We start from the raw sequence: 18,039 nt of genomic DNA, 5'->3' as shown, positions 1-18,039 counted from the left end.
CCGCTACACCTTGCGATACAGGAGCCACATCAAGTACAGGCCCCCGAGCGCCCCAGTAACCAGACCCACCGGAATCTGAAACGGAGCGAGCAGGCGCTGGCCCGCGAAATCGGCGCAGGCCAACAGGAGCGCACCCATCAGGGCCGCTGTGAACACCGGCACACCGCCGGACCGGGCCAGGCGGCGCGCCAACTGCGGGGCGGCGAGGGCGAGGAAGCCGATGGGGCCCGCCACCGCGATGGCCACAGCGGTCCAGGCCACACCGACCAGCAGGGTGAGCGCGCGGATCCGATCCACACGTACCCCCAGTGCCGCCGCGGTGTCATCGCCCATGGACATCATCTGCAGCGGACGGGCCAGTACCACGGTCGCTGCCAGCAGCAAGGGGAAGGCGGCCGCGGCGGGGACGACGTGCGGCCAGGTGATCGCGTTCAGGCTGCCGAACGTCCATGCCTTGGCACTCTCGGCCGACTCGATGTCGGCGCGGGTGATCAGGAAATCGTTCACCGAGGCGAGCATGGCTCCCACGGCGATACCCGTCACGATGAGCCGGCCGCCGACGGCACCGCGCATCGCGGACAGCACGTGAACCAACAGCGCCGTGGCCAGACCGCCCAACAGGGCGCCGCCGCCCGCGCCGAGGGACGTTCCGCCGCCGATCAGCAGCGCGGCCAGGGCGCCCGTGGTCGAGCCGGTGGTGAACCCGATGATGTCCGGGCTGCCCAGCGGATTGCGGGACAGGCTCTGGAACAGCGACCCGGCCAGTCCCAACCCGGCCCCGACCAGCAGTGCCGCGCAGACACGAGGCATCCGCTGCCCCACGACGATGAACCGGTCCATCGCGCTGCCACCACCGCCCAGTACGTCGAACACCTCGGCTGTGCCGATGTGGTACGTGCCGGTGAACACGCCGAGCGCGAGCAGGACGAGGCAGCTCAGAGCGGTGATGGCCCCCGCCCAGAGGGGGCGCCGCGTCCCGCGCAGCGACCCGCCACGGGGGAGGGATAGGACCAGGTGACGGCTGCGCTGTCGGCTCGCAGTGCTCACGGTGCTCAATGTGCTCACAGACGAACTCCCTTGCGGCGGTTGACCAGCCACATCAGGACGGGAGCGCCGATGAACGCGGTCACGATGCCTGCCTCGATCTCCCCGGGCGGAGCGATCAGTCGGCCGACGACGTCGCTGACAAGCACCAATGCGGCACCGACCGGAATCGCGTAGACCAGGAGCCAGCGGACATCCGGTCCGAGCAACATGCGCAGTGCGTGCGGAACGACCAGACCGACGAAGGCGATCGGCCCCGCCGCCGCGGTGGCAGCGCCGCACAGCAGCATGACTGCCGTGAACCCCGCGATGCGCACAGTCCTGGTGCGAAGCCCCAGAGCGGTGGACGTCTCCTCGCCCAGCGCCAGTGCGTTGAGCGAGGGGCCCAGGGGCAGCGCGATGGCGATCCCGAGGGCGACGAAGGGAGCGGAGGCGACCAGCGCGGCCGTCCCGCGGTCTTCGAGCGAGCCCACGACCCAGAACCGGTACGAGTCGAAGGCCTGGCTGTTGAACATGGTCAGAACGCCGGTGCAGGCGCCCAGTGTGGCCGACATGGCGGCGCCGGCCAGCACCAGCCGAATGTGCTGTCCCGTACGGGAGTTGCGCGCGGTCAGCCCGTAGACGGCCGACGCGGCGGCCAGCGCGCCCACGAACGCGAACCACACGTAGCCGGAGGCCCGAGTGATCCCGAACGCCGAGATCGCCACCACGACGGCGAACGACGCCCCCGCGTTGACCCCGACGAGTCCGGGTTCGGCGAGCGGGTTACGGGTGACTGCCTGCATGACCACCCCGGCGACCCCCAGCGCGCTGCCCACGACACAGGCCAACAGGGAGCGAGGCATCCGCAGTTGCCACACGATGACGCTCTCGGCCGTGCCGTCCCGGTGGACGAGCGCGCGCCAGACCCCGTCCAGCGGGATGCCGCGTGATCCCGCCCCCAGGCTGACCAGGAAGAGCAGAGCCGCGACCGCCAGGCAGGCGAACCAGCCCCACGCCCGCCGCGAGGCACGCCGAGCGCGCGGCGGTGCGGGCGTGGACGGCCGGGCGGGCGCAGGTGGGGACATCGTCATGACTGTCGAGGTCTCCATGGATCCGAAGGGGCGGGAGCGGTGGGGTGTGTGTCCGGAGGGACCCACTGGCGCCCCGTTCGGTTAGGTAAGCCTAAGCTATCCGGTATGGCAAGATTCAACCACCTCCCCCTCCGCCTGACAGCAGGTCTCGTGCTCGCGGGACTCGTCGCACTGACCGGCTGCTCCGGCGGCACCACGGACTCCGCGGGCTCCGGTACGTCGGCCAAGGCGCCGGCATCGGGTGTGCACACTGCACCTCGAACGATGCCCAGCGGCATGGGCAGCGGCGCGAAGGACGGCGCCTTCCCCCGCACCGTTGCCCACTTCGCAGGAAAGACCACGCTCAAGACGGCACCCAGGAAGATCGTGGTCATCTCCACGGGGCAGGCCGACGCACTGGTCACCCTCGGCATCGTCCCCACCGGCTCCACCCGGGGGGGAGGGCGCCGACCTCGTACCCGCCTACCTCAAGTCGGCCTTCCCCAAGAAGGCCAAGCAGCTCGACAAGGTGGCCGACGTCGGGTCACGGATCGAGCCCAACCTCGAAGCCATCGGCAACATCAAGCCCGACCTGATCCTCATGAACACCGCCGGCAAGGACGCCAAGGGGCTCTACAAGTCCCTGAGCAAGCTCGCACCGACCGTCGCCACCCAAGGAACGGGCCTGTACTGGAAGCAGGACTTCCTCCTCCTGGCCGACGCCGTCGGCAAGACCGAACAGGCCCAGGCCCACCTCAAGAAGTTCCACGCCGACGCGGCCGCCCTGGGGCACCAGTTGAAGAAGCCGGCCAGTGTCTCCTTCCTGCGTATGAACGGAAACCGGCTGCGGGTCTTCGGAATCCCGTCGTTCACCGGCAGCATCGCCGAGGACGCGGGCCTCGCCCGCCCCGACAGCCAGACCTTCCAGGAAACCTCCCAGGACATCAGCAGCGAGAAGCTGGACCGCGCCGACGCCGACTGGATCTTCTACGGCGTCCAAGGCGGCACATCGAAGGCGAACGCCCTGACCAAGGCCGCTCTGTGGCCGACTCTCGGCGCCGTCAGCGCCAAGCAGGCGATCGCCGTCGACGATGACGTCTTCTACCTCAACACCGGCCCTGAGGCGGCCCGAGAGGTGCTGGCCCAGCTGGCCGAGCACCTCACCGCCAAGTCCTGACCTTCTCCGTCCTGCGGCCTCGGCCCCGCCTCATGTTGCGGGTGCCTGGCTGCGATCGGGGCGTGGGACGCGGCGCGGGTCGATGAGCGTGACGGTGGTGAGCACGGCGACGACCGCCAGGGCGGCGGACGCGCCCAGTACGGCCTGGGCCCCGTCGGTGACGGCCTGGCTGTCGTGGCCGCCATGGAGGGTGAAGATCGCGCCGAGCGCCGCGGTGCCGACGCCGGCACCGAGAGAGGCGAGGGTGGAGACGGTCCCGGCGACCATGCCCACGCGTTCAGGAGCCGTGACCCGCACCGCGACGGCCATGACGGGTGCGCCGGCGACCCCGCCGCCGGCTCCCCAGGCGAGCAGCGGCAAGAGCAGCGCCCACCACGGGGTATGAGGTGTGATCAGCAACGCCAGTGCGGCGAGGCCGGCGCCTTTGAGTGCGTAACCGGAGCCGATCACCAGGCCGGGAGCCCAGTGACTGAGCAGCTTGGAGGCGACCATGCCCATGGCGATCTGGGCGAGGAAGATCGGGGTCATCAGCAGGCCCGCCGCTGTCGGGCTCAAGTCGAGGCCGTCGGAGAAGTACAGCACCAGGTAGACCGAGCCGCCGATGGTCAGGACGCGCGAGAGGAAGATGGCAAGCATCGCGCCGGAGAACGCGGGCCGGCCGAACATCCGCAGGTGCAGCGTCGGCGCGGGCACGCGGAGTTGGACGGCGAGGAAGGCGGCCAGCGCCAGGCAGGCGATGAGTAGCGTCATGGTGTCCCGGCCTGACCACGGCGCGTCGCCGGTGCGGAGCATCAGGAGGGTCGCCGTGCCGAGGCCGACCATGAGCAGCAGGCTGCCGAGCCAGTCCGACCGCCCCGCCTCCGGCGCGGCCGGTGAGCGTGGCAGCACGCGGGCAGCCAGTACCCAGGCGGCCGCCCCGAGAGGCAGATTGATCGCGAATACCGCCCGCCATCCGAAGGTGTCGGCCAGTACCCCGCCGAGGGTCGGGGCGAGCAGTCCGGCCGCGGTCGCGAACGAGCCCCAGGCGCCGATGGCGAGGTTGCGCTCTTCGCCGGAGTAGCGGTCGGAGAGCAGAGGGATGCCGTTCACCATGATGGCCGCCGCCCCCGCGCCCTGGACCACGCGGGCGACGTTGAGCCACAGCAGATCGGGCGCCGCGGTCGCGGCCAGCGAGGCCACCGTGAACACGGCGATTCCGGCGAGGAACAGGGGTCGTCGGCCCCACCGGTCCGACAGGCTTCCGACGACCTGGGTGAGGGCGCCCATGGCGACCATGTACGTCACCACCACGGACTCGGCAGAGGCCCCGTCCGCGAGTTCCGCGCTGATCAGCGGAAGTCCGATGGCCACGATCGTGAGGTCGACGACCACCAGCCCCGTGGAAGCCATCACGAGCACCAGCACCCCGCTCAACGGCGGTAAGCGGCGGGATTTCTGAGCCGGCATGGGATTCGACCTCCGGGCGTGGGCGGGTGTGACCAGGCCAGCCTGAAGGGGTCCGCCGCTAAAAGTCAACGTGTGTGAAGTTCAAGCCGGGGTCGTAGGCTGGCACCATGCCCGCCACCTCCCGCCGCCGCCCCACCACGCGCAAGGGCCGCCCGGTCCTCACCCGCGAGCTCATCGCCGCCAAGGCTCTGGAGATGGCCGGCGCGCAGGGGTTCCCGTCCGTCACGATGCGCGCCCTGGCCGCCGAACTGGGCGTCACCGTGCGGGCGTTGTACAACTACGTCGAGGATCGCCAGGAGGTCGTCAACCTCGTCGTCGACCTCGTGCTGAGCTCCTGGAACCCGCCGCCGCTCCACCCCGAGGCCTGGGAAACGTCCGTCGCCGACTACGCCGGCTCACTGCGCGAGCTGTACCGCCGCTGGCCACGCGCCCTGCTCGTCTCCCTCGACGAGGACACGCCCCCGACCTCGGTGCACCCCAACCGCCTGCTCAACCTGGACCGCTTCCTACGACTCCTGCAGGACATCGGCCTCGACCTCCCGGCGGCGCTCGCGGCCCACCGCCACCTCTCCCTGCTCGTCCTCTCCTTCGCCCTCCTGGTCGAGCAACCCGCCGACCGGTCCGGAGCCGACCGCACCACACTCGTCCCCGACACCTGGCTCGAGGACCACGCCGACCTCGACATCCCGACCCTCCGCCAGGCGGCGACACTGCGACTCCCCACCGCGGACGAGCAGTTCCACCAGCTCGTCTCGGCCGTCATCACCCAAATCCGCAACGAACTCGTCATCGCCGGCAAGCCCGAGTGACCTGCGTCCGATGCGCTCCGGCTGCCGGCGCCCGACACAGTTCGACTTGACGGGGCGTCACGAACGCCACGTCGCCCGGTGATTGCAACACTCGGTCTTGGCGCTCTCGCACCTGGGAGCATGCCGGGATGACCATCTCTGCCGTGCTCTTCGACGTGGACGGAGTCCTGCTGGACTCAGCAGCCGCTCACCGGAGAGTCTGGAACTCTTGGTCGCTGCTGCGAGGCCTGGATCCTGAGAAGGTGTGGCAGCTCACCTTCGGGCGGCGCCCCGAGGACACGGTCAAGGACGCTGGCGCCCATCTCGCCCCAGTCGTCGAACGGCAGGTGCTCGACGACCTGTTGACCCAGGAACGAGACAGCGTCTTGCCGGTCGATGGCGCTCTTGATCTGCTACAGGATCTGTCCCACAGCCCATGGGCGATCGTGACGTCCGGCGACCGAGCCTTCGTCGAATCCCGTTTTGCGGCAGCGGGGCTTCCTCTACCCGCCATTCGGGTCTACGGCAGCGATGTTGAAAACGCCAAGCCCGCGCCGGACTGCTTCGCCTTGGCTGCATACCGACTTGGCGTCTCCCCCTCGTCATGTCTGGTCGTGGAGGACGCACCCGCGGGCATACGCGCGGCGGTGGCTGCCGGCTGCACTGTGATCGGCTTGACGACGACCCACCAGGAGGAGTCGCTCTGGCAGGCGCACATGTGTGCCACGTCCTTGTCGGAGGTGCGAAACCTCTTGATCTCACACGGTGTTCTGACACTGCCCTGAGCTTGGGGCGACAGCCCCACGACGGATGCCGCCGAGAAGTGCGGCATGCCCAGCCGCATGAACTGGTAGTCAGCACTCGCCGAGGAGCGCCCGCAGCTCACGGGCGTCGGCCTGAAGGGTGCTCTCGTCCTAAAGGAGCGGTGGGTCGAGGACCGCGAACGGCAAGGGCTCGCCGGCTGCGGGATCGTCGTCCCCACTCCGTCAGGGGCGGTGAGGCACCGTGCTCTGTCGGTCCTCGCGCACCATTGAGCTCGCTCCGGCAACGACCGTAGAGTCCCGGGGTGTCAGCCGTTCCGTCGTGAAGCGATGGTGGGTCGTTGGGAGTCCGGCTCCCGGGTGGGTGGGCATGCTGGAAGGGCATGTCCCCATGCAGGGCTACCTCGACGTCCTGAGAACTCCTGGCCTTCGTGTCCCGCTTCTTGCCATGGTGCTCGGTGCGCTCCCCGTCGGCATGACGTCGTCCGTAAAAACGCCGGTCTGGCCGTCTTGCTGTTGATCGCGGGAGGGACCGGGCTCTCGGCCGGCATGGTCGCCATCGCTTCCTCTGCGCTGCTGGACAGGCTGGCTTCCCGGGCCGCGCTGACCAGGTCGTACACGATGATGGTCGGCGTATCTCTGGTGGGTGGCGCGTTGGGCAATGCGGTCGGCGGGGCCATCACGGAGAGCCTCGGGCACCGACAGGCATCTATGCTCAACGCCTGCTGGACCGCAGGCCTTTGGGCCGTGGGAACCCTGTTTCGACGCGCCCTTGAGCCCGCTCCCGAGGCTGGACCAGCGCCCGCCGTGTAACCGCCTGGGCCCTTCTGCGCGTGGGCACTCAGCGCTCGGGTGGTGTGGTGCTGCCGAAAAATGGATCGTCAGGGCGGACCAGGCCTCCTACGGTTCCGCCATGCAGATTGTTGTGACGCTGGACTGTGTCGACACCGAAGCTCAAGCGGACTTCTGGCTCGCCGCACTCGCGCCGCTGGACTACCGGCGCGGCTTCCACGGGCCTCCCTACCTGAGCCTGGTCGGGCCCGCTCCTGCACCAACCCTTCTCCTGCAGCGTGTCCCAGAGTCAAAGCAGGGCAAGAACCGCATGCACCTTGACCTCGACTTTGGCACAGCGGATCTGGCTTCCGAGGTCAATCGCCTCGAACGGCTCGGTGCTGCGAGGCTCTCTGAAGAGCTCGAGGAGCACGGCTTTCGCTGGATCGTCGTCGCCGACCCGGAGGGCAACGAATTCTGCGTATTCAATCCGCCGCACAGCACCAAGGTCGAGAGGACGAGCTGAGGTTCCACCATGGCGTTGGCTGTGGAGCGTCAGCTGGTGGGCCACCCCGGAGCCCACCGGGCATGCGCGGATCACGCAATAAAAGCGCAGCTCAGCGCACCCGCCCCCGCGGCTTGAGCGGCGCAGGTGGCAGCTCGGGCGCATCCAGTCGCTCCCCGTCGTACCCCTTCACCTCACCGAACCGGGACCCTGTCATCCAGTCCTCCCGCGCCTGCGTGATCTCGTCCTGGTTGCGGCCGATGAAGTTCCACCACATCACCAGCTCCTCCTCGAACGGCTCCCCGCCGAGCAGCATCAGGCCCGCGTCCGAGGCTGCGCGGAGCGGGAGTTCGGTGCGGCCGCAGCCGAGGTAGAGCATCGAGCCGGGGAGCAGGGGGACGTCGTCGACGTGGGCCTCGCCGGACATCGACAGGACCGCGTACTCGAAGTCGGGGTTCAAGGGGAGGCGCGTTTCCGTGCCGTGGGTGAGGGAGAGGTCCGCGCCCACGATGGGGGTGTATGTCGTGCCGGGGGATGCCGCGCCGTCCAGTGAACCGAGGATGACCGTGGCCGTCAGGCCGGGCGCCGTCACCGTCGGCAGCGTCCCGTGGTGCTCGAAGTGCGGGTCCACGTGGCGGTGGGAGTCGGGGAGCGCCACCCAGAGTTGGGCCCCGTGCAGGAAGCGGGCGTGGGCGTGCGGGCTCTCCTCGGAGTGGGAGATCGCTCGGCCCGAGGTCATGAGGCCCAGTTCGCGGGGGCGGATCGTCTGGAGGCTGCCGGTCGAGTCCCGGTGGAGGACCTCGCCGTCGTGCAGCCAGCTCACCGTCTGCAGACCCATGTGCGGGTGCGGCGGCACCTGCATGCCGGGCTCGTCCGCGATGTCGTCCGGTCCGTAGTGGTCGACGAAGGCCCACGCCCCGACCATGCGGCGGCCCAGGTTCGGCAGCAGCCTGCGCACCTCCGTGGACCCGCCGAGCCGGACGCGGCGCGGGCTGAGGAGTTCGCGTACCGGTTCCGCGACGACGAAGCCGCGTCCGCCGCACACCGAGGGCACTGGCTCGCGGTCAAGATTGCTCATGACGCAGACCCTAGCCCCGGGGCCGCGCCGCGTCAGGTGTGCGGCCCGGGGAAAGCGGAGCGCCGCCCGTACGGGTCACCCGGCGCGCCGAGCCGCGGGCAAGGCACTGGAATGGTCGGGTGCGCCTTGTGAACGGTGGGTCCGGCACTTCGCCGCCCGACGACTGTCTCGCCCGCAACGACTGGATCTGCGGCGAGTATCTGAGCACGCGTCGGCACATGCTGGTGGATGCCACCGTGCAGCATCTGGAGATCACCGTCGTGGCTGTCGCCATCGCCGTGGTGATCGCCGTGCCGTTGGCGCTCCTGGCGCGGCGGTGGGGGTGGGCCGCCGGGCCCGTGCTCGCCCTGACGACCGTGCTCTACACGATCCCGTCGCTCGCGATGTTCTCGTTGCTGCTGCCCGTGTACGGGCTGTCCGCCACGCTGGTGATCGCCGGGCTCGTGCTCTACTCGCTCACCCTCCTCGTACGGAACATTCTCGCCGGGCTGAGGTCCGTGCCCGAGGACACCCGGCAGGCCGCGCGCGGCATGGGGTACGGGCCGATCCGGCTGCTGCTGACCGTCGAGCTGCCGCTCGCACTGCCCGCGGCGCTCGCCGGGCTGCGTATCGCCACCGTGTCCGCCGTCTCGCTCGTGACCGTCGGCGCCATCGTCGGCTACGGAGGGCTTGGGAATCTGATCTACAGCGGCATGAACACGTACTTCAAGGCCCAGGTGCTCACCGCCTCCGTGCTGTGCGTCGTCATCGCGCTCGTCGCCGATGTGGTGCTGCTTGCCATCGGGCGGCTGCTCACCCCCTGGACGAGAGCGAGTCGCGCGTGAATCTCCTCTCCGACTCCTGGAACTGGCTCGCCGACTCCGCCCATTGGGCCGGCGACAACGGCGTCTGGCACCGGCTCGCCCAGCACGTGACCTTGACCGTCGTCTGTCTCGTCATCAGTTGTCTTATTGCTCTGCCGGTCGCGCTGGTGCTCGGGCATCTCGGGAAGGGTGGGGCGCTCGCCGTCAACATCGCCAACGTGGGGCGCGCCGTGCCCACCTTCGCCGTGCTCGTGCTGTTGCTGCTCACACCGCTCGGGCAGTACAGCGAGGGGCCCACCGTCGTCGCCCTCGTGCTGTTCGCGGTGCCGCCGCTGCTCACCAACGCGTACGTCGGGATGCGCGGCGTCGACCGGGAGGTCGTGAGGGCCGCGCGGGGCATGGGGATGACGGGGCGGCAGATGCTGTTCCGGGTCGAGGTGCCGCTCGCGCTGCCGATGATTATGAATGGTGTGCGCATTGCGGCTGTGCAGCTGGTCGCCACCGCCACCATCGCCGCCATCGCCGGTGGCGGCGGGCTCGGGCGGATCATCACCGCCGGGTTCAACCTCGCCAGTACGCCGCAGGTGGTGGCGGGAGCCGTGCTCGTGGCCGTCTTCGCGCTCGTGGTCGAGGCGTTGTTCGAGCTCGTCGAGCGGTTCGGGCCCGGGTGGCTGCGGGGGAGGAGGGCCTGATGAGCGTGTTGTTGCGTCGAGTGGCTCTCCTGTTCGGGATTGTGTTGTTCGTCGGGGGGTGTGCCACGGGGCCCTCGCTGGAGGATCGCGGTGAGGTGACCGCGCCGCCCGGTGACAGCAAGCACCTCGTCATCGGATCCGCCGGATTCACCGAGAGCGATCTGCTCGCCAATATGTATGCGCTGCTGCTCAAGCAGGCGGGGTACGAGACCGAGCTGCTGTCCGTGGGTAACCGCGAGCTGTACGAGCCCGCCCTGGAGTCCGGGCAGATCGATGTCGTGCCCGAGTACGCCGCCACCTTCGCCGACTGGCTCAACGCCAAGGCCCATGGGCCCGACGCGAAACCCGTCGGCTCGCCGGATCTCGACGCCACCATGAAGTCCCTGCGGTCCCTCGCCGCGCCGCGCGGGCTCGATGTGCTGGACGCGGGGAAGGCCGTCGACCAGAACGCGTTCGCGGTGACCGAGGCCTACGCGAAGAAGCACGACCTCAAGACGCTCAGCGACCTCGGGGCCTCCGCCCTCAAGGTGCGGGTCGCCGCCGGGGACGAGTGCGTGCAACGGCCGTACTGCCAGCCGGGACTGGAGAAGGTCTACGGCATCGACGTCACCGGGATCGACCCCAAGGGCGTCGGCACCACGCAGGCCAAGAACGCCGTGCAGAACGGGCAGGACCAGATGGTGCTCACGACGACCACCGACGCCACTCTCGGCGACTTTGGACTCGTGCTGCTCGACGACGACAAGAAGCTGCAGAACGCCGACTACCTCGTGCCCGTCGTCAATCGCTCGCGGGCCGGCAATAGGAAGGTCGCGGAGGCGCTCGGCAAGCTCAACTCCGTCCTCACCACCGACGACCTCGCCTCCATGAACCAGCAGGTCGACAGCTGGCGCCGACTGCCCGAGGACGTCGCGCGGACCTACCTGGAGGACAAGGGACTGCTGCGGCAGGGCGGTTGAGAGGTGTGTGCCGCGGTCCGGCGGGCAGTCGGGGAGTTGACTGACTGACTGACCGACCGACCGCAACCGGGACACGTACAGGAAGCCGTATGAATCGAGCCGTCGTCGTCGGGGCGGGCGTGCTGGGCGCCTGCGTCGCCTATCACCTCGCCCGCGCGGGCGTCGAAGTCGTCGTGCTGGAGGAGGCGGGGCCCGCGTCCGGCACCTCCAGCGCCACCTTCGCCGCCGACGTCACCCACCTGAAAACCCCGCACACCTACTACCGGCTGAACCGCCAGGGCTCCGACGGCCACCGCGCCCTCGCCGAGGAACTCGACGGACCCACCTGGCGGCACCCGGTGCCGCTCGTCCAGTGGGCCGACAGCGACGACGCACAGCGCACACTGCTCGAACAGGCGTTACGCGTACGGGAATGGGGCCACGACTGCCGCAACGCCCCGGCATCCGCACTGCGCGAGCTCGCGCCCGCCGTCGACCCGGCCGCCTGCACCGTCGACGAGATCGTCGTGCACACCGGCACCGCCTGGTTCGACGCCCCGCGCCTGGTGAACGCCCTGCTCGACGCCGCCGTACGGGCCGGCGCCGAAGCGCACTACGGAACCCGCGTCACCGGACTGCTCCGCGACGGCGCGCGGGTCGTCGGCGCGGAGGCGGGAGAGCGCAGCTGGGGCGCGGACGTCGTCGTGAACTGTGCTGGGCCCGCCGCCGACCAGATCGCCGCGCTCGCCGGGGCGCGGCTGCCGCTGCGGCACGTGCCCGGACTCGTCGCCGAGAGCGCCCCGCTGGCCGAGGAGCCGCTGACCGCGATCCTCTCGGCGCCCGGCATCGACCTGCGGCCCACGGCGGACGGCGGCGTGCTCGCCCTGTCGTGGGAGGTCGACGCGCGCCTGGACGGGATGGCCGCCGACGGCCTGCCCTCGGAGCTGCACCGGCGCGCGAGCACCGTCGTGCCGGGCCTGGGCGGGGCCCGGATCGCCGACGCGCGCATCGGTGTACGACCCGTGCCGCTGGACGGGCTGCCGCTGGTCGGCGAGGCGGATGCGGCGCCCGGCCTGTACCACCTGGTGTCGCACAGCGCGGTGACGCTCGCCCCGGTGCTCGGCAGGCTCGCCGCGCAGGAGATCACGAGCGGGCGGGCGGCCGAGGAACTGGACGCGTACCGCCCCGGCCGGGCGATCAACGGCGACGTACAGGACGAAAATCTGCGGGCGATGAACCGCCGCGGGCGGGAGTCTCAACCTCAACCTTAGGGTTACGTCTGCCTCTGTCCCTGCGTATGCGCCCGCGTCTGTGCCGACCCCTGTCCGTGACGCCTGGTCACGCGTCCGCCACTGAGTCGAACTCCACCTCGTCCCGCCCCACGCCCTGCGCGTCCGCGTCCACCGACCGGCGCAGCGCCTCGTGCAGCTTCGCCGGGGTCAGGACGCCGAGGAAACGGGCGCCGTCGAGGACCGCGACCCAGCCCGCGTCGTGCTGGAGCATCACACCGAACGCCTGCTTGAGCGGCGCGCCGACCGGCACCCACGCCCGCATCCGGTGGGCCAGATCGCCGACCCGGCCGTCGGGACCGGCCAGTGACGCCTCGTCGACACCGACCCAACCGTGCAGGTCACCGCCCTCATCGAGCACCACCGCCCACCGCGCCCCGTCCTCGCGCATCCGGGCGGCCGCCCGGGCGGGCGACTCCTCGAAGCGGGCCACCGAGGGCTGCTCCAGGTCGTCCGGCTCGATCTCGGTGACCGACAGGCGCTTCAGGCCCCGGTCCGCGCCGACGAACTCGGCGACGTACGGGGTGGCGGGCGAGCCGAGCACCGCGCCCGGTGTGTCGTACTGCTCGATGCGGCCCTGCCCGTACACCGCGATGCGGTCGCCGAGCCGTACCGCCTCCTCGATGTCGTGCGTGACGAGGAGGACCGTCTTGCGGACGGCGGCCTGCATCTTCAGGAACTCGTCCTGCAGCTGCTCGCGCACCACCGGGTCGACCGCGCCGAACGGCTCGTCCATCAGGAGGACCGGCGGGTCGGCCGCGAGGGCGCGGGCGACGCCCACGCGCTGGCGCTGGCCGCCGGAGAGCTGCTCCGGATAGCGGCTCCCGTACGTGCTCGGGTCCAGGCCCACCAGATCGAGCAGCTCGGCGGCGCGCGCCCTGGCCTTCGCCTTCTTCCAGCCGATGAGCGCGGGCACGGTCGCCGTGTTGTCGAGGATCGTGCGGTGCGGGAAGAGGCCGACCTGCTGGATGACGTAGCCGATGCGGCGGCGCAGTTGCACCGGGTCGACGCCGGAGATGTCCTCGCCCTCGACGTGGATGTGACCCGACGTCGGCTCGATCAGCCGGTTCACCATCATCATCGTGGTGGTCTTGCCGCAGCCGGAAGGGCCGACGAGCGTGACCAGTTCGCCCTCGTTCACCTCGAACGAGAGGTCGTCCACCGCCGTCGTGCCGTCCGCGTACCGCTTGGTGACATGGTCGAACCGGATCATGTCACCAACGCTAGCCGCGCCCTTCAGCCACCGCTCACCAGGACGACCTCCAGAGTGCGCGGTCCGTGCACGCCCTCGACGCGGTCGAGTTCGATGTCACTGGTCGCGGACGGGCCCGAGATCCAGGTCAGCGGGCGCGTCGGGTCCAGCCGTTCGAGGGCCTGCGGGACCGAGGAGACCACCTGGTCCGGGACGCGTACGACGCAGATGTGGTGGTCGGGGACGAGGGTGATGCGGCGGCGGCCCTGGTCGGGGGAGCCGTCGAGGACGATGGTGCCGGTCTCGGCGATCGCGACCGCGCAGGCGGTGACGACGCTGTCGACCTCGTCGAGCTCGGCCGGGGTGTTCTCGGCGCGGTCATGGACCTGCGTGGCATCGGCCTCGGCCAGCCAGCCGTCCGGCAGCCCGGGCGGCACCGCCACGGCCCGCGACCCGTGCCCGGCGAGCAGCCGCACGATGGTGGCCGGCAGCTCCTCACTGGTGGCCCGGTGCACGATCGCCCGGTAGTCGGCGAGGTTCTCCGCGAGGAGTTCCACCGTCTGCTGCGTCGTCCGGTTGCCGTGTTCGCGCAGATAGCTGCGGTCGATGTCCTTGGCGTACGAATCCGGGGCCTCGACCGGGCCGCCGAGGGCGCGGCGCACCCGGCCGAGGATGACGTCTCTGCTGCTCACTTGTTCGTCTCCTTGCCGCCGTTCGTCCGCTTCCACCAGTCGCGGAAGGGTTCCGCGGGCACCTTGGGCAGGTCGCGGGTCGCCGTCCAGGCCTTGCCGGGGCCGGGCGCCGTACGCGGGTGGAAGCGGCGGGTGCGCGAGGCGAGGCGCTGGCCGGTGGCGAGTGCCGCCGGGTGGGTGAAGGCCCAGGTGGCGGCGCGCATCGCGGCGCGTTCGGCGGCGTGGCCCTTGGCCGGGCGGAGCATGACCTTGTTGCCGTTGCGGGTGGCGGGGCCGCCGGCCACGACCCGCTCGCGCAGGTGGACGAGGACCTCGGGGATGTCGATGGCGACCGGGCACACCTCGTAGCAGGCGCCGCACAGGGACGACGCGTAGGGGAGCGAGGCGTCGATCTCACTGCCGGTGCCCCGGAGTTGGGGGCTGAGGATGGCGCCGATGGGGCCGGGATAGACCGAGCCGTAGGCGTGGCCGCCGGCCCGCTCGTAGACGGGGCAGACGTTGAGGCAGGCGGAGCAGCGGATGCAGCGCAGGGCCTGGCGGCCGACCTCGTCGGCGAGGGTGTCGGTGCGGCCGTTGTCGATGAGGACCAGGTGGAAGTTCTGGGGGCCGTCGGAGTCGGTGGTGCCCGTCCAGGTGGAGGTGTACGGGTTCATGCGCTCGGCGGTCGAGGAACGCGGCAGTGTCTGGAGAAAGACCTCCAGGTCCTGCCACGTCGGCACAATTTTTTCAATGCCGACGACCGAGATGAGTGTCTCGGGCAGGGTCAGGCACATGCGGCCGTTGCCCTCGGACTCGACCACGACGAGGGTGCCGGTCTCGGCGACCATGAAGTTGGCCCCCGAGATGCCGACCTTGGCGCGCAGGAACTTCTCGCGCAGGTGCAGGCGGGCCGCCTCGGCGAGTTCGGCGGGGGTGTCGGTGAGTCCTTCCGGGGCCGGGCGGCCCCAACTGCCCATCTCCTTGCGGAAGATGTCGCGGATCTCGCCGCGGTTGCGGTGGATGGCGGGGACCAGGATGTGCGAGGGCCGGTCGTTGCCGAGCTGGACGATGAGCTCGGCGAGGTCGGTCTCGTAGGCGTGGATGCCCTCGGTCTCGAGGTGTTCGTTGAGGCCGATCTCCTGGGTGGCCATCGACTTGACCTTGACGACCTCCGACTCGCCGGTCTCCTTGACGAGCCCGGCCACGATCCGGTTGGCCTCGTCGGCGTCGCGCGCCCAGTGCACGGTGCCGCCCGCCGCCGTGACCGACTCCTCCAGCTGCACCAGATAGTGCTCCAGGTGGTGCAGCGTGTGGTCCTTGATCTCCTTGCCCGCCTGGCGAAGGCGTGCCCAGTCGTCGAGTTCGGAGACCGCGCGCTCGCGCTTGTCACGGATGGTGTGCGTGGCGTGCTTCAGGTTGGCGCGCAGGGTGGTGTTGCGTACGGCGTCGTGCGCGGCCTTCGGGAAGGCCGGCATCCCGACGAAAGTGCCGCTCATGCCAGGGGCTCCTCTTCGGTGCTGGCCAGGATCTCGGCGATGTGGACGGGGCGCATGCCGACCTTGAGGCGGGACATCGTGCCGCCGATGTGCATCAGGCAGGAATTGTCGGCGGCGCACAGCACGTCCGCGCCCGTCGACTCGGCGTTGCGGACCTTGTCCGTGCCCATCGCCGAGGACACGTCCGCGTTCTTCACCGCGAAGGTGCCGCCGAAGCCGCAGCACTCGGCCGCGCCCGGCAGCTCGGCGAGCTCAAGTCCCTTGACCTCGCTGAGCAGTTGAGTGGGCCGATCGCCGAGACCGAGGGAGCGCAGGCCATGACAGGTGGGGTGGTACGTCACCTTGTGCGGGTAGTACGCGCCGACGTCGGTCACCTTCAGCACGTCGACCAGGAACTCGGTCAGCTCGTACGTCTTCGGGATCACCGGCGCGAGCGTGGTCGCGAGGCGGCCGCCGCGGCCCTCCGAGCGGGCCCGTTCGCCCATCCGCGGGTACAGCTCGCGCACCATCGCCGCGCACGATCCGGACGGCGTGATGATTGCGTCGTAATCACCCGAGGCGAGACCGGGGCCGAAGGTGTCGGCGTAGTGGGTGGCCAGCGGCTCGGCCTCGCGGCGGTAACCGGTGTTGTAGTGCGGCTGGCCGCAGCAGGTTTGCGCGGCGGGGAAGTCGACCTCCACACCGAGCCGGTTGAGGAGCTTGACGACGGCGCGGCCCGTATCCGGGTAGAGCGTGTCGTTGACACAGGTCAGGAAGAGCGCGACACGCATCGGGGCCCCTTCGGTCGGTCGGATTCGGTTGGCGCGGCTGGACTGCGGGTGATCATCGGACGGGTGCAGCGTACGTCGTCAGCGGGGGCTGGTCACGGGGTGCGGACGCGAGCCGCTGCCGCGTCCCACGCGCTGCGGTCGCCGCTCGGCTCGTAGCGCGCGAGCGGCTGGGTGTCGGCGACGAGCCGGCGCATCGCGACCCGGTCGCCCACGACGCCGTCGGCCCGCGCCTGAACGAGTGCGTTGCCCAGCGCGGCGCCCTCGGCCGGACCCGCCACGACCGGCAACCCGCAGGCGTCCGCGGTGAGTTGGCACAGCAGGGCGCCCCGGGCGCCGCCGCCGACGATGTGCACGACGTCGACCGGGCGATCAGCGAGGCGGGCCGCGTCCTCGATGGCGCGGCGGTGGGCGAGGGCGAGCGAGTCGAGGATGCAGCGGGTGATCTCGGCGCGGGTGCGGGGCTCCGGCTGGCCGGTGGCGCGGCAGGCGGCGGCGATCCGGTCCGGCATGCCGCCGGGCGGCAGGAACGTGGGGTCGCCGGCGTCGACTACCGAGCGCAGCGGGGTCGCCTTCGCGGCATCGTCGAGCAGTGCGGTCAAGTCCGGCTGGTTCCAGGTGCGTTGACACTCCTGGAGCAGCCACAGGCCCATGATGTTGCGGAGGTAGCGGACCGTGCCGTCGATGCCGAGCTCGTTCGTGAAGTTCGCGGCGCGGCTCTCCTCCGTGAGGACGGGCGCGTCCAGTTCGAGGCCGGCGAGGGACCAGGTGCCGGTGCAGATGTACGCGAAGTTCTCCTCGGTCGCCGGGACCGCGGCCACGGCCGACGCGGTGTCGTGCGAGGCGACCGTCGTCACCGGGACGGGGCCGGTGAGGCCCGTCTCTTCGAGGACGTGGGGGAGGAGTTCGCCCGCGGGGTCGCCGGGGCGGCGGATCGGGGCGAAGAGGTTCACGTCGATGCCGGCGCGGGCGGCGATGTCGTGGGCCCAGTCGCCGGTGCGGGGGTCGATGAGCTGGGTGGTGGAGGCGTTGGTCAGCTCGGTGCCCTGGCGGCCCGTCAGCCAGTACGTGAGGAGGTCGGGGATCATCAACAGGCGGTGGGCCGCGTTGAGTTGTGCGGTGTCGCGGGCCGCCGTGAGCTGGTAGATCGTGTTGAACGGGACGTACTGGAGGCCGGTGGCCGCGTACAGCTCCTGCGGGGGGATCGTCGCCCACAGTTTCTCGGCGGTGTGGTCCGTGCGGGTGTCCCGATAGTGGTACGGGTTGCCGAGGAGGACGTTGTCCGCGTCGAGGAGGCCGTAGTCGACGGCCCAGCTGTCGATGCCGACGGAGCGGACCCGGCCGGTCTTGCGGAGGCCTTCCAGGATGCCCGCGTAGAGGCCGAGGATGTCCCAGTGCAGGCCGTCGGGGGTGCGGACCGGGGTGTTCGGGAACCGGTGGGACTCCGTCAGGGTCAGGGTGTCCGGGGCGACGTGGGCCGTCATGATCCGGCCGCTCGAGGCGCCCAGGTCTATCGCGGCGTAGGGAGTGGTGGGCATGAGGTTGCCTTTGCGAGTGTGCGGTGTGGTG

The 18,039-nt window shown here is 70.5% G+C and carries 17 protein-coding genes; 8 read left to right on the top strand and 9 right to left on the bottom strand.

All coding sequences use genetic code 11. The features are described 5' to 3' along the window. Positions 1–3: 3 nt before the first annotated feature. Both OHA73_RS02385 and OHA73_RS02380 read right to left on the bottom strand, forming a co-directional pair. On the bottom strand, positions 4–1,047 hold the full coding sequence (locus OHA73_RS02385; RefSeq protein ID WP_267072355.1) for a FecCD family ABC transporter permease: 1,044 nt from the start codon (positions 1,045–1,047) through the stop codon (positions 4–6). A gap of 14 nt (positions 1,048–1,061) precedes the next feature. Then, entirely contained in the window at positions 1,062–2,111 is a 1,050-nt protein-coding gene (locus tag OHA73_RS02380) for a FecCD family ABC transporter permease (RefSeq protein ID WP_267072356.1), read from the bottom strand. 247 nt (positions 2,112–2,358) lie between these two features. Between OHA73_RS02380 and OHA73_RS02375 the strand changes: the two genes are divergently transcribed. Beyond that, on the top strand, positions 2,359–3,273 hold the full coding sequence (locus tag OHA73_RS02375) for an iron-siderophore ABC transporter substrate-binding protein (RefSeq protein WP_327653992.1): 915 nt from the start codon (positions 2,359–2,361) through the stop codon (positions 3,271–3,273). 30 nt (positions 3,274–3,303) lie between these two features. On the opposite strand, the gene OHA73_RS02370 is transcribed toward OHA73_RS02375, so the two are convergent. Beyond that, the gene (locus OHA73_RS02370; RefSeq protein WP_267072358.1) at positions 3,304–4,719 is read right to left on the bottom strand and encodes an MFS transporter; all 1,416 of its coding nucleotides are present in this window, start codon (positions 4,717–4,719) and stop codon (positions 3,304–3,306) included. A 107-nt stretch (positions 4,720–4,826) separates the two neighbouring features. On the opposite strand from OHA73_RS02370, the gene OHA73_RS02365 reads away from it, so the two are divergent. The 3 genes from OHA73_RS02365 to OHA73_RS02355 all read left to right on the top strand — a co-directional run bounded on the left by OHA73_RS02365 (position 4,827) and on the right by OHA73_RS02355 (position 7,565). After that, the gene (locus OHA73_RS02365; protein WP_267072359.1) at positions 4,827–5,528 is read left to right on the top strand and encodes a TetR/AcrR family transcriptional regulator; all 702 of its coding nucleotides are present in this window, start codon (positions 4,827–4,829) and stop codon (positions 5,526–5,528) included. Positions 5,529–5,656: 128 nt separating this feature from the next. Next, positions 5,657–6,292, top strand: a complete 636-nt coding sequence (locus tag OHA73_RS02360) for an HAD family hydrolase (protein WP_267072360.1) — start codon at positions 5,657–5,659, stop codon at positions 6,290–6,292. Positions 6,293–7,181: 889 nt separating this feature from the next. Next, positions 7,182–7,565: a VOC family protein gene (locus OHA73_RS02355; RefSeq protein ID WP_267072361.1), complete on the top strand. Its 384-nt coding sequence runs from the start codon at positions 7,182–7,184 to the stop codon at positions 7,563–7,565. 91 nt (positions 7,566–7,656) lie between these two features. Here the strand turns inward: OHA73_RS02355 and OHA73_RS02350 are convergent, their stop codons facing one another. Further along, positions 7,657–8,622, bottom strand: a complete 966-nt coding sequence (locus tag OHA73_RS02350; RefSeq protein WP_327653991.1) for a pirin family protein — start codon at positions 8,620–8,622, stop codon at positions 7,657–7,659. 119 nt (positions 8,623–8,741) lie between these two features. Here OHA73_RS02350 and OHA73_RS02345 point away from each other — a divergent pair, with 119 nt between their 5' ends. From OHA73_RS02345 to OHA73_RS02330, 4 genes are all read left to right on the top strand, one after another. Further along, complete coding sequence (locus tag OHA73_RS02345) at positions 8,742–9,446, top strand: ABC transporter permease (protein WP_267072363.1); 705 nt, start codon at positions 8,742–8,744, stop codon at positions 9,444–9,446. Next, on the top strand, positions 9,443–10,117 hold the full coding sequence (locus OHA73_RS02340; RefSeq protein ID WP_327653990.1) for an ABC transporter permease: 675 nt from the start codon (positions 9,443–9,445) through the stop codon (positions 10,115–10,117). Before OHA73_RS02345 ends, OHA73_RS02340 begins: the two co-directional genes overlap by 4 nt. Next, the gene (locus OHA73_RS02335) at positions 10,117–11,076 is read left to right on the top strand and encodes an ABC transporter substrate-binding protein (RefSeq protein WP_327653989.1); all 960 of its coding nucleotides are present in this window, start codon (positions 10,117–10,119) and stop codon (positions 11,074–11,076) included. The genes OHA73_RS02340 and OHA73_RS02335 overlap by 1 nt, the downstream gene beginning before the upstream one ends. Positions 11,077–11,165: 89 nt before the next feature. Further along, positions 11,166–12,326: an NAD(P)/FAD-dependent oxidoreductase gene (locus tag OHA73_RS02330; RefSeq protein ID WP_327653988.1), complete on the top strand. Its 1,161-nt coding sequence runs from the start codon at positions 11,166–11,168 to the stop codon at positions 12,324–12,326. Between the two features lie 67 nt (positions 12,327–12,393). Here OHA73_RS02330 and OHA73_RS02325 read toward each other — a convergent pair whose 3' ends face one another. The 5 genes from OHA73_RS02325 to OHA73_RS02305 all read right to left on the bottom strand — a co-directional run bounded on the left by OHA73_RS02325 (position 12,394) and on the right by OHA73_RS02305 (position 18,008). Continuing rightward, entirely contained in the window at positions 12,394–13,557 is a 1,164-nt protein-coding gene (locus tag OHA73_RS02325; RefSeq protein WP_327653987.1) for an ABC transporter ATP-binding protein, read from the bottom strand. A gap of 23 nt (positions 13,558–13,580) precedes the next feature. Next, the gene (locus OHA73_RS02320) at positions 13,581–14,228 is read right to left on the bottom strand and encodes a LutC/YkgG family protein (protein ID WP_267072368.1); all 648 of its coding nucleotides are present in this window, start codon (positions 14,226–14,228) and stop codon (positions 13,581–13,583) included. Next, entirely contained in the window at positions 14,225–15,703 is a 1,479-nt protein-coding gene (locus OHA73_RS02315) for a LutB/LldF family L-lactate oxidation iron-sulfur protein (protein ID WP_327653986.1), read from the bottom strand. Before OHA73_RS02315 ends, OHA73_RS02320 begins: the two co-directional genes overlap by 4 nt. Then, positions 15,700–16,473 (bottom strand): (Fe-S)-binding protein, encoded by a 774-nt coding sequence (locus OHA73_RS02310; protein WP_327653985.1) that lies wholly within the window; start codon positions 16,471–16,473, stop codon positions 15,700–15,702. Before OHA73_RS02310 ends, OHA73_RS02315 begins: the two co-directional genes overlap by 4 nt. A 92-nt stretch (positions 16,474–16,565) precedes the next feature. After that, positions 16,566–18,008 (bottom strand): rhamnulokinase, encoded by a 1,443-nt coding sequence (locus OHA73_RS02305; protein ID WP_327653984.1) that lies wholly within the window; start codon positions 18,006–18,008, stop codon positions 16,566–16,568. Between the last annotated feature and the right edge of the window lie 31 nt (positions 18,009–18,039).

It is taken from the genome of Streptomyces sp. NBC_00483 (assembly GCF_036013745.1).
GTDB lineage: Bacteria > Actinomycetota > Actinomycetes > Streptomycetales > Streptomycetaceae > Streptomyces.
The sequence above is the reverse complement of the archived record's forward strand: the minus strand, read 5'-3'. Positions and strand labels throughout refer to the sequence as shown.

Excerpts from the sequence above, each read along its gene's own strand:
- OHA73_RS02305 (WP_327653984.1), bottom strand. The coding sequence starts at position 18,008 with ATGCCCACCACTCCCTACGCCGCGATAGACCTGGGCGCCTCGAGCGGC.
- OHA73_RS02380 (WP_267072356.1), bottom strand. The coding sequence starts at position 2,111 with ATGTCCCCACCTGCGCCCGCCCGGCCGTCCACGCCCGCACCGCCGCGC.
- OHA73_RS02365 (WP_267072359.1), top strand. The coding sequence starts at position 4,827 with ATGCCCGCCACCTCCCGCCGCCGCCCCACCACGCGCAAGGGCCGCCCG.
- OHA73_RS02350 (WP_327653991.1), bottom strand. The coding sequence starts at position 8,622 with ATGAGCAATCTTGACCGCGAGCCAGTGCCCTCGGTGTGCGGCGGACGC.
- OHA73_RS02335 (WP_327653989.1), top strand. The coding sequence starts at position 10,117 with ATGAGCGTGTTGTTGCGTCGAGTGGCTCTCCTGTTCGGGATTGTGTTG.
- OHA73_RS02310 (WP_327653985.1), bottom strand. The coding sequence starts at position 16,473 with ATGCGTGTCGCGCTCTTCCTGACCTGTGTCAACGACACGCTCTACCCG.
- OHA73_RS02325 (WP_327653987.1), bottom strand. The coding sequence starts at position 13,557 with ATGATCCGGTTCGACCATGTCACCAAGCGGTACGCGGACGGCACGACG.
- OHA73_RS02315 (WP_327653986.1), bottom strand. The coding sequence starts at position 15,703 with ATGAGCGGCACTTTCGTCGGGATGCCGGCCTTCCCGAAGGCCGCGCAC.
- OHA73_RS02360 (WP_267072360.1), top strand. The coding sequence starts at position 5,657 with ATGACCATCTCTGCCGTGCTCTTCGACGTGGACGGAGTCCTGCTGGAC.
- OHA73_RS02330 (WP_327653988.1), top strand. The coding sequence starts at position 11,166 with ATGAATCGAGCCGTCGTCGTCGGGGCGGGCGTGCTGGGCGCCTGCGTC.
- OHA73_RS02370 (WP_267072358.1), bottom strand. The coding sequence starts at position 4,719 with ATGCCGGCTCAGAAATCCCGCCGCTTACCGCCGTTGAGCGGGGTGCTG.
- OHA73_RS02355 (WP_267072361.1), top strand. The coding sequence starts at position 7,182 with ATGCAGATTGTTGTGACGCTGGACTGTGTCGACACCGAAGCTCAAGCG.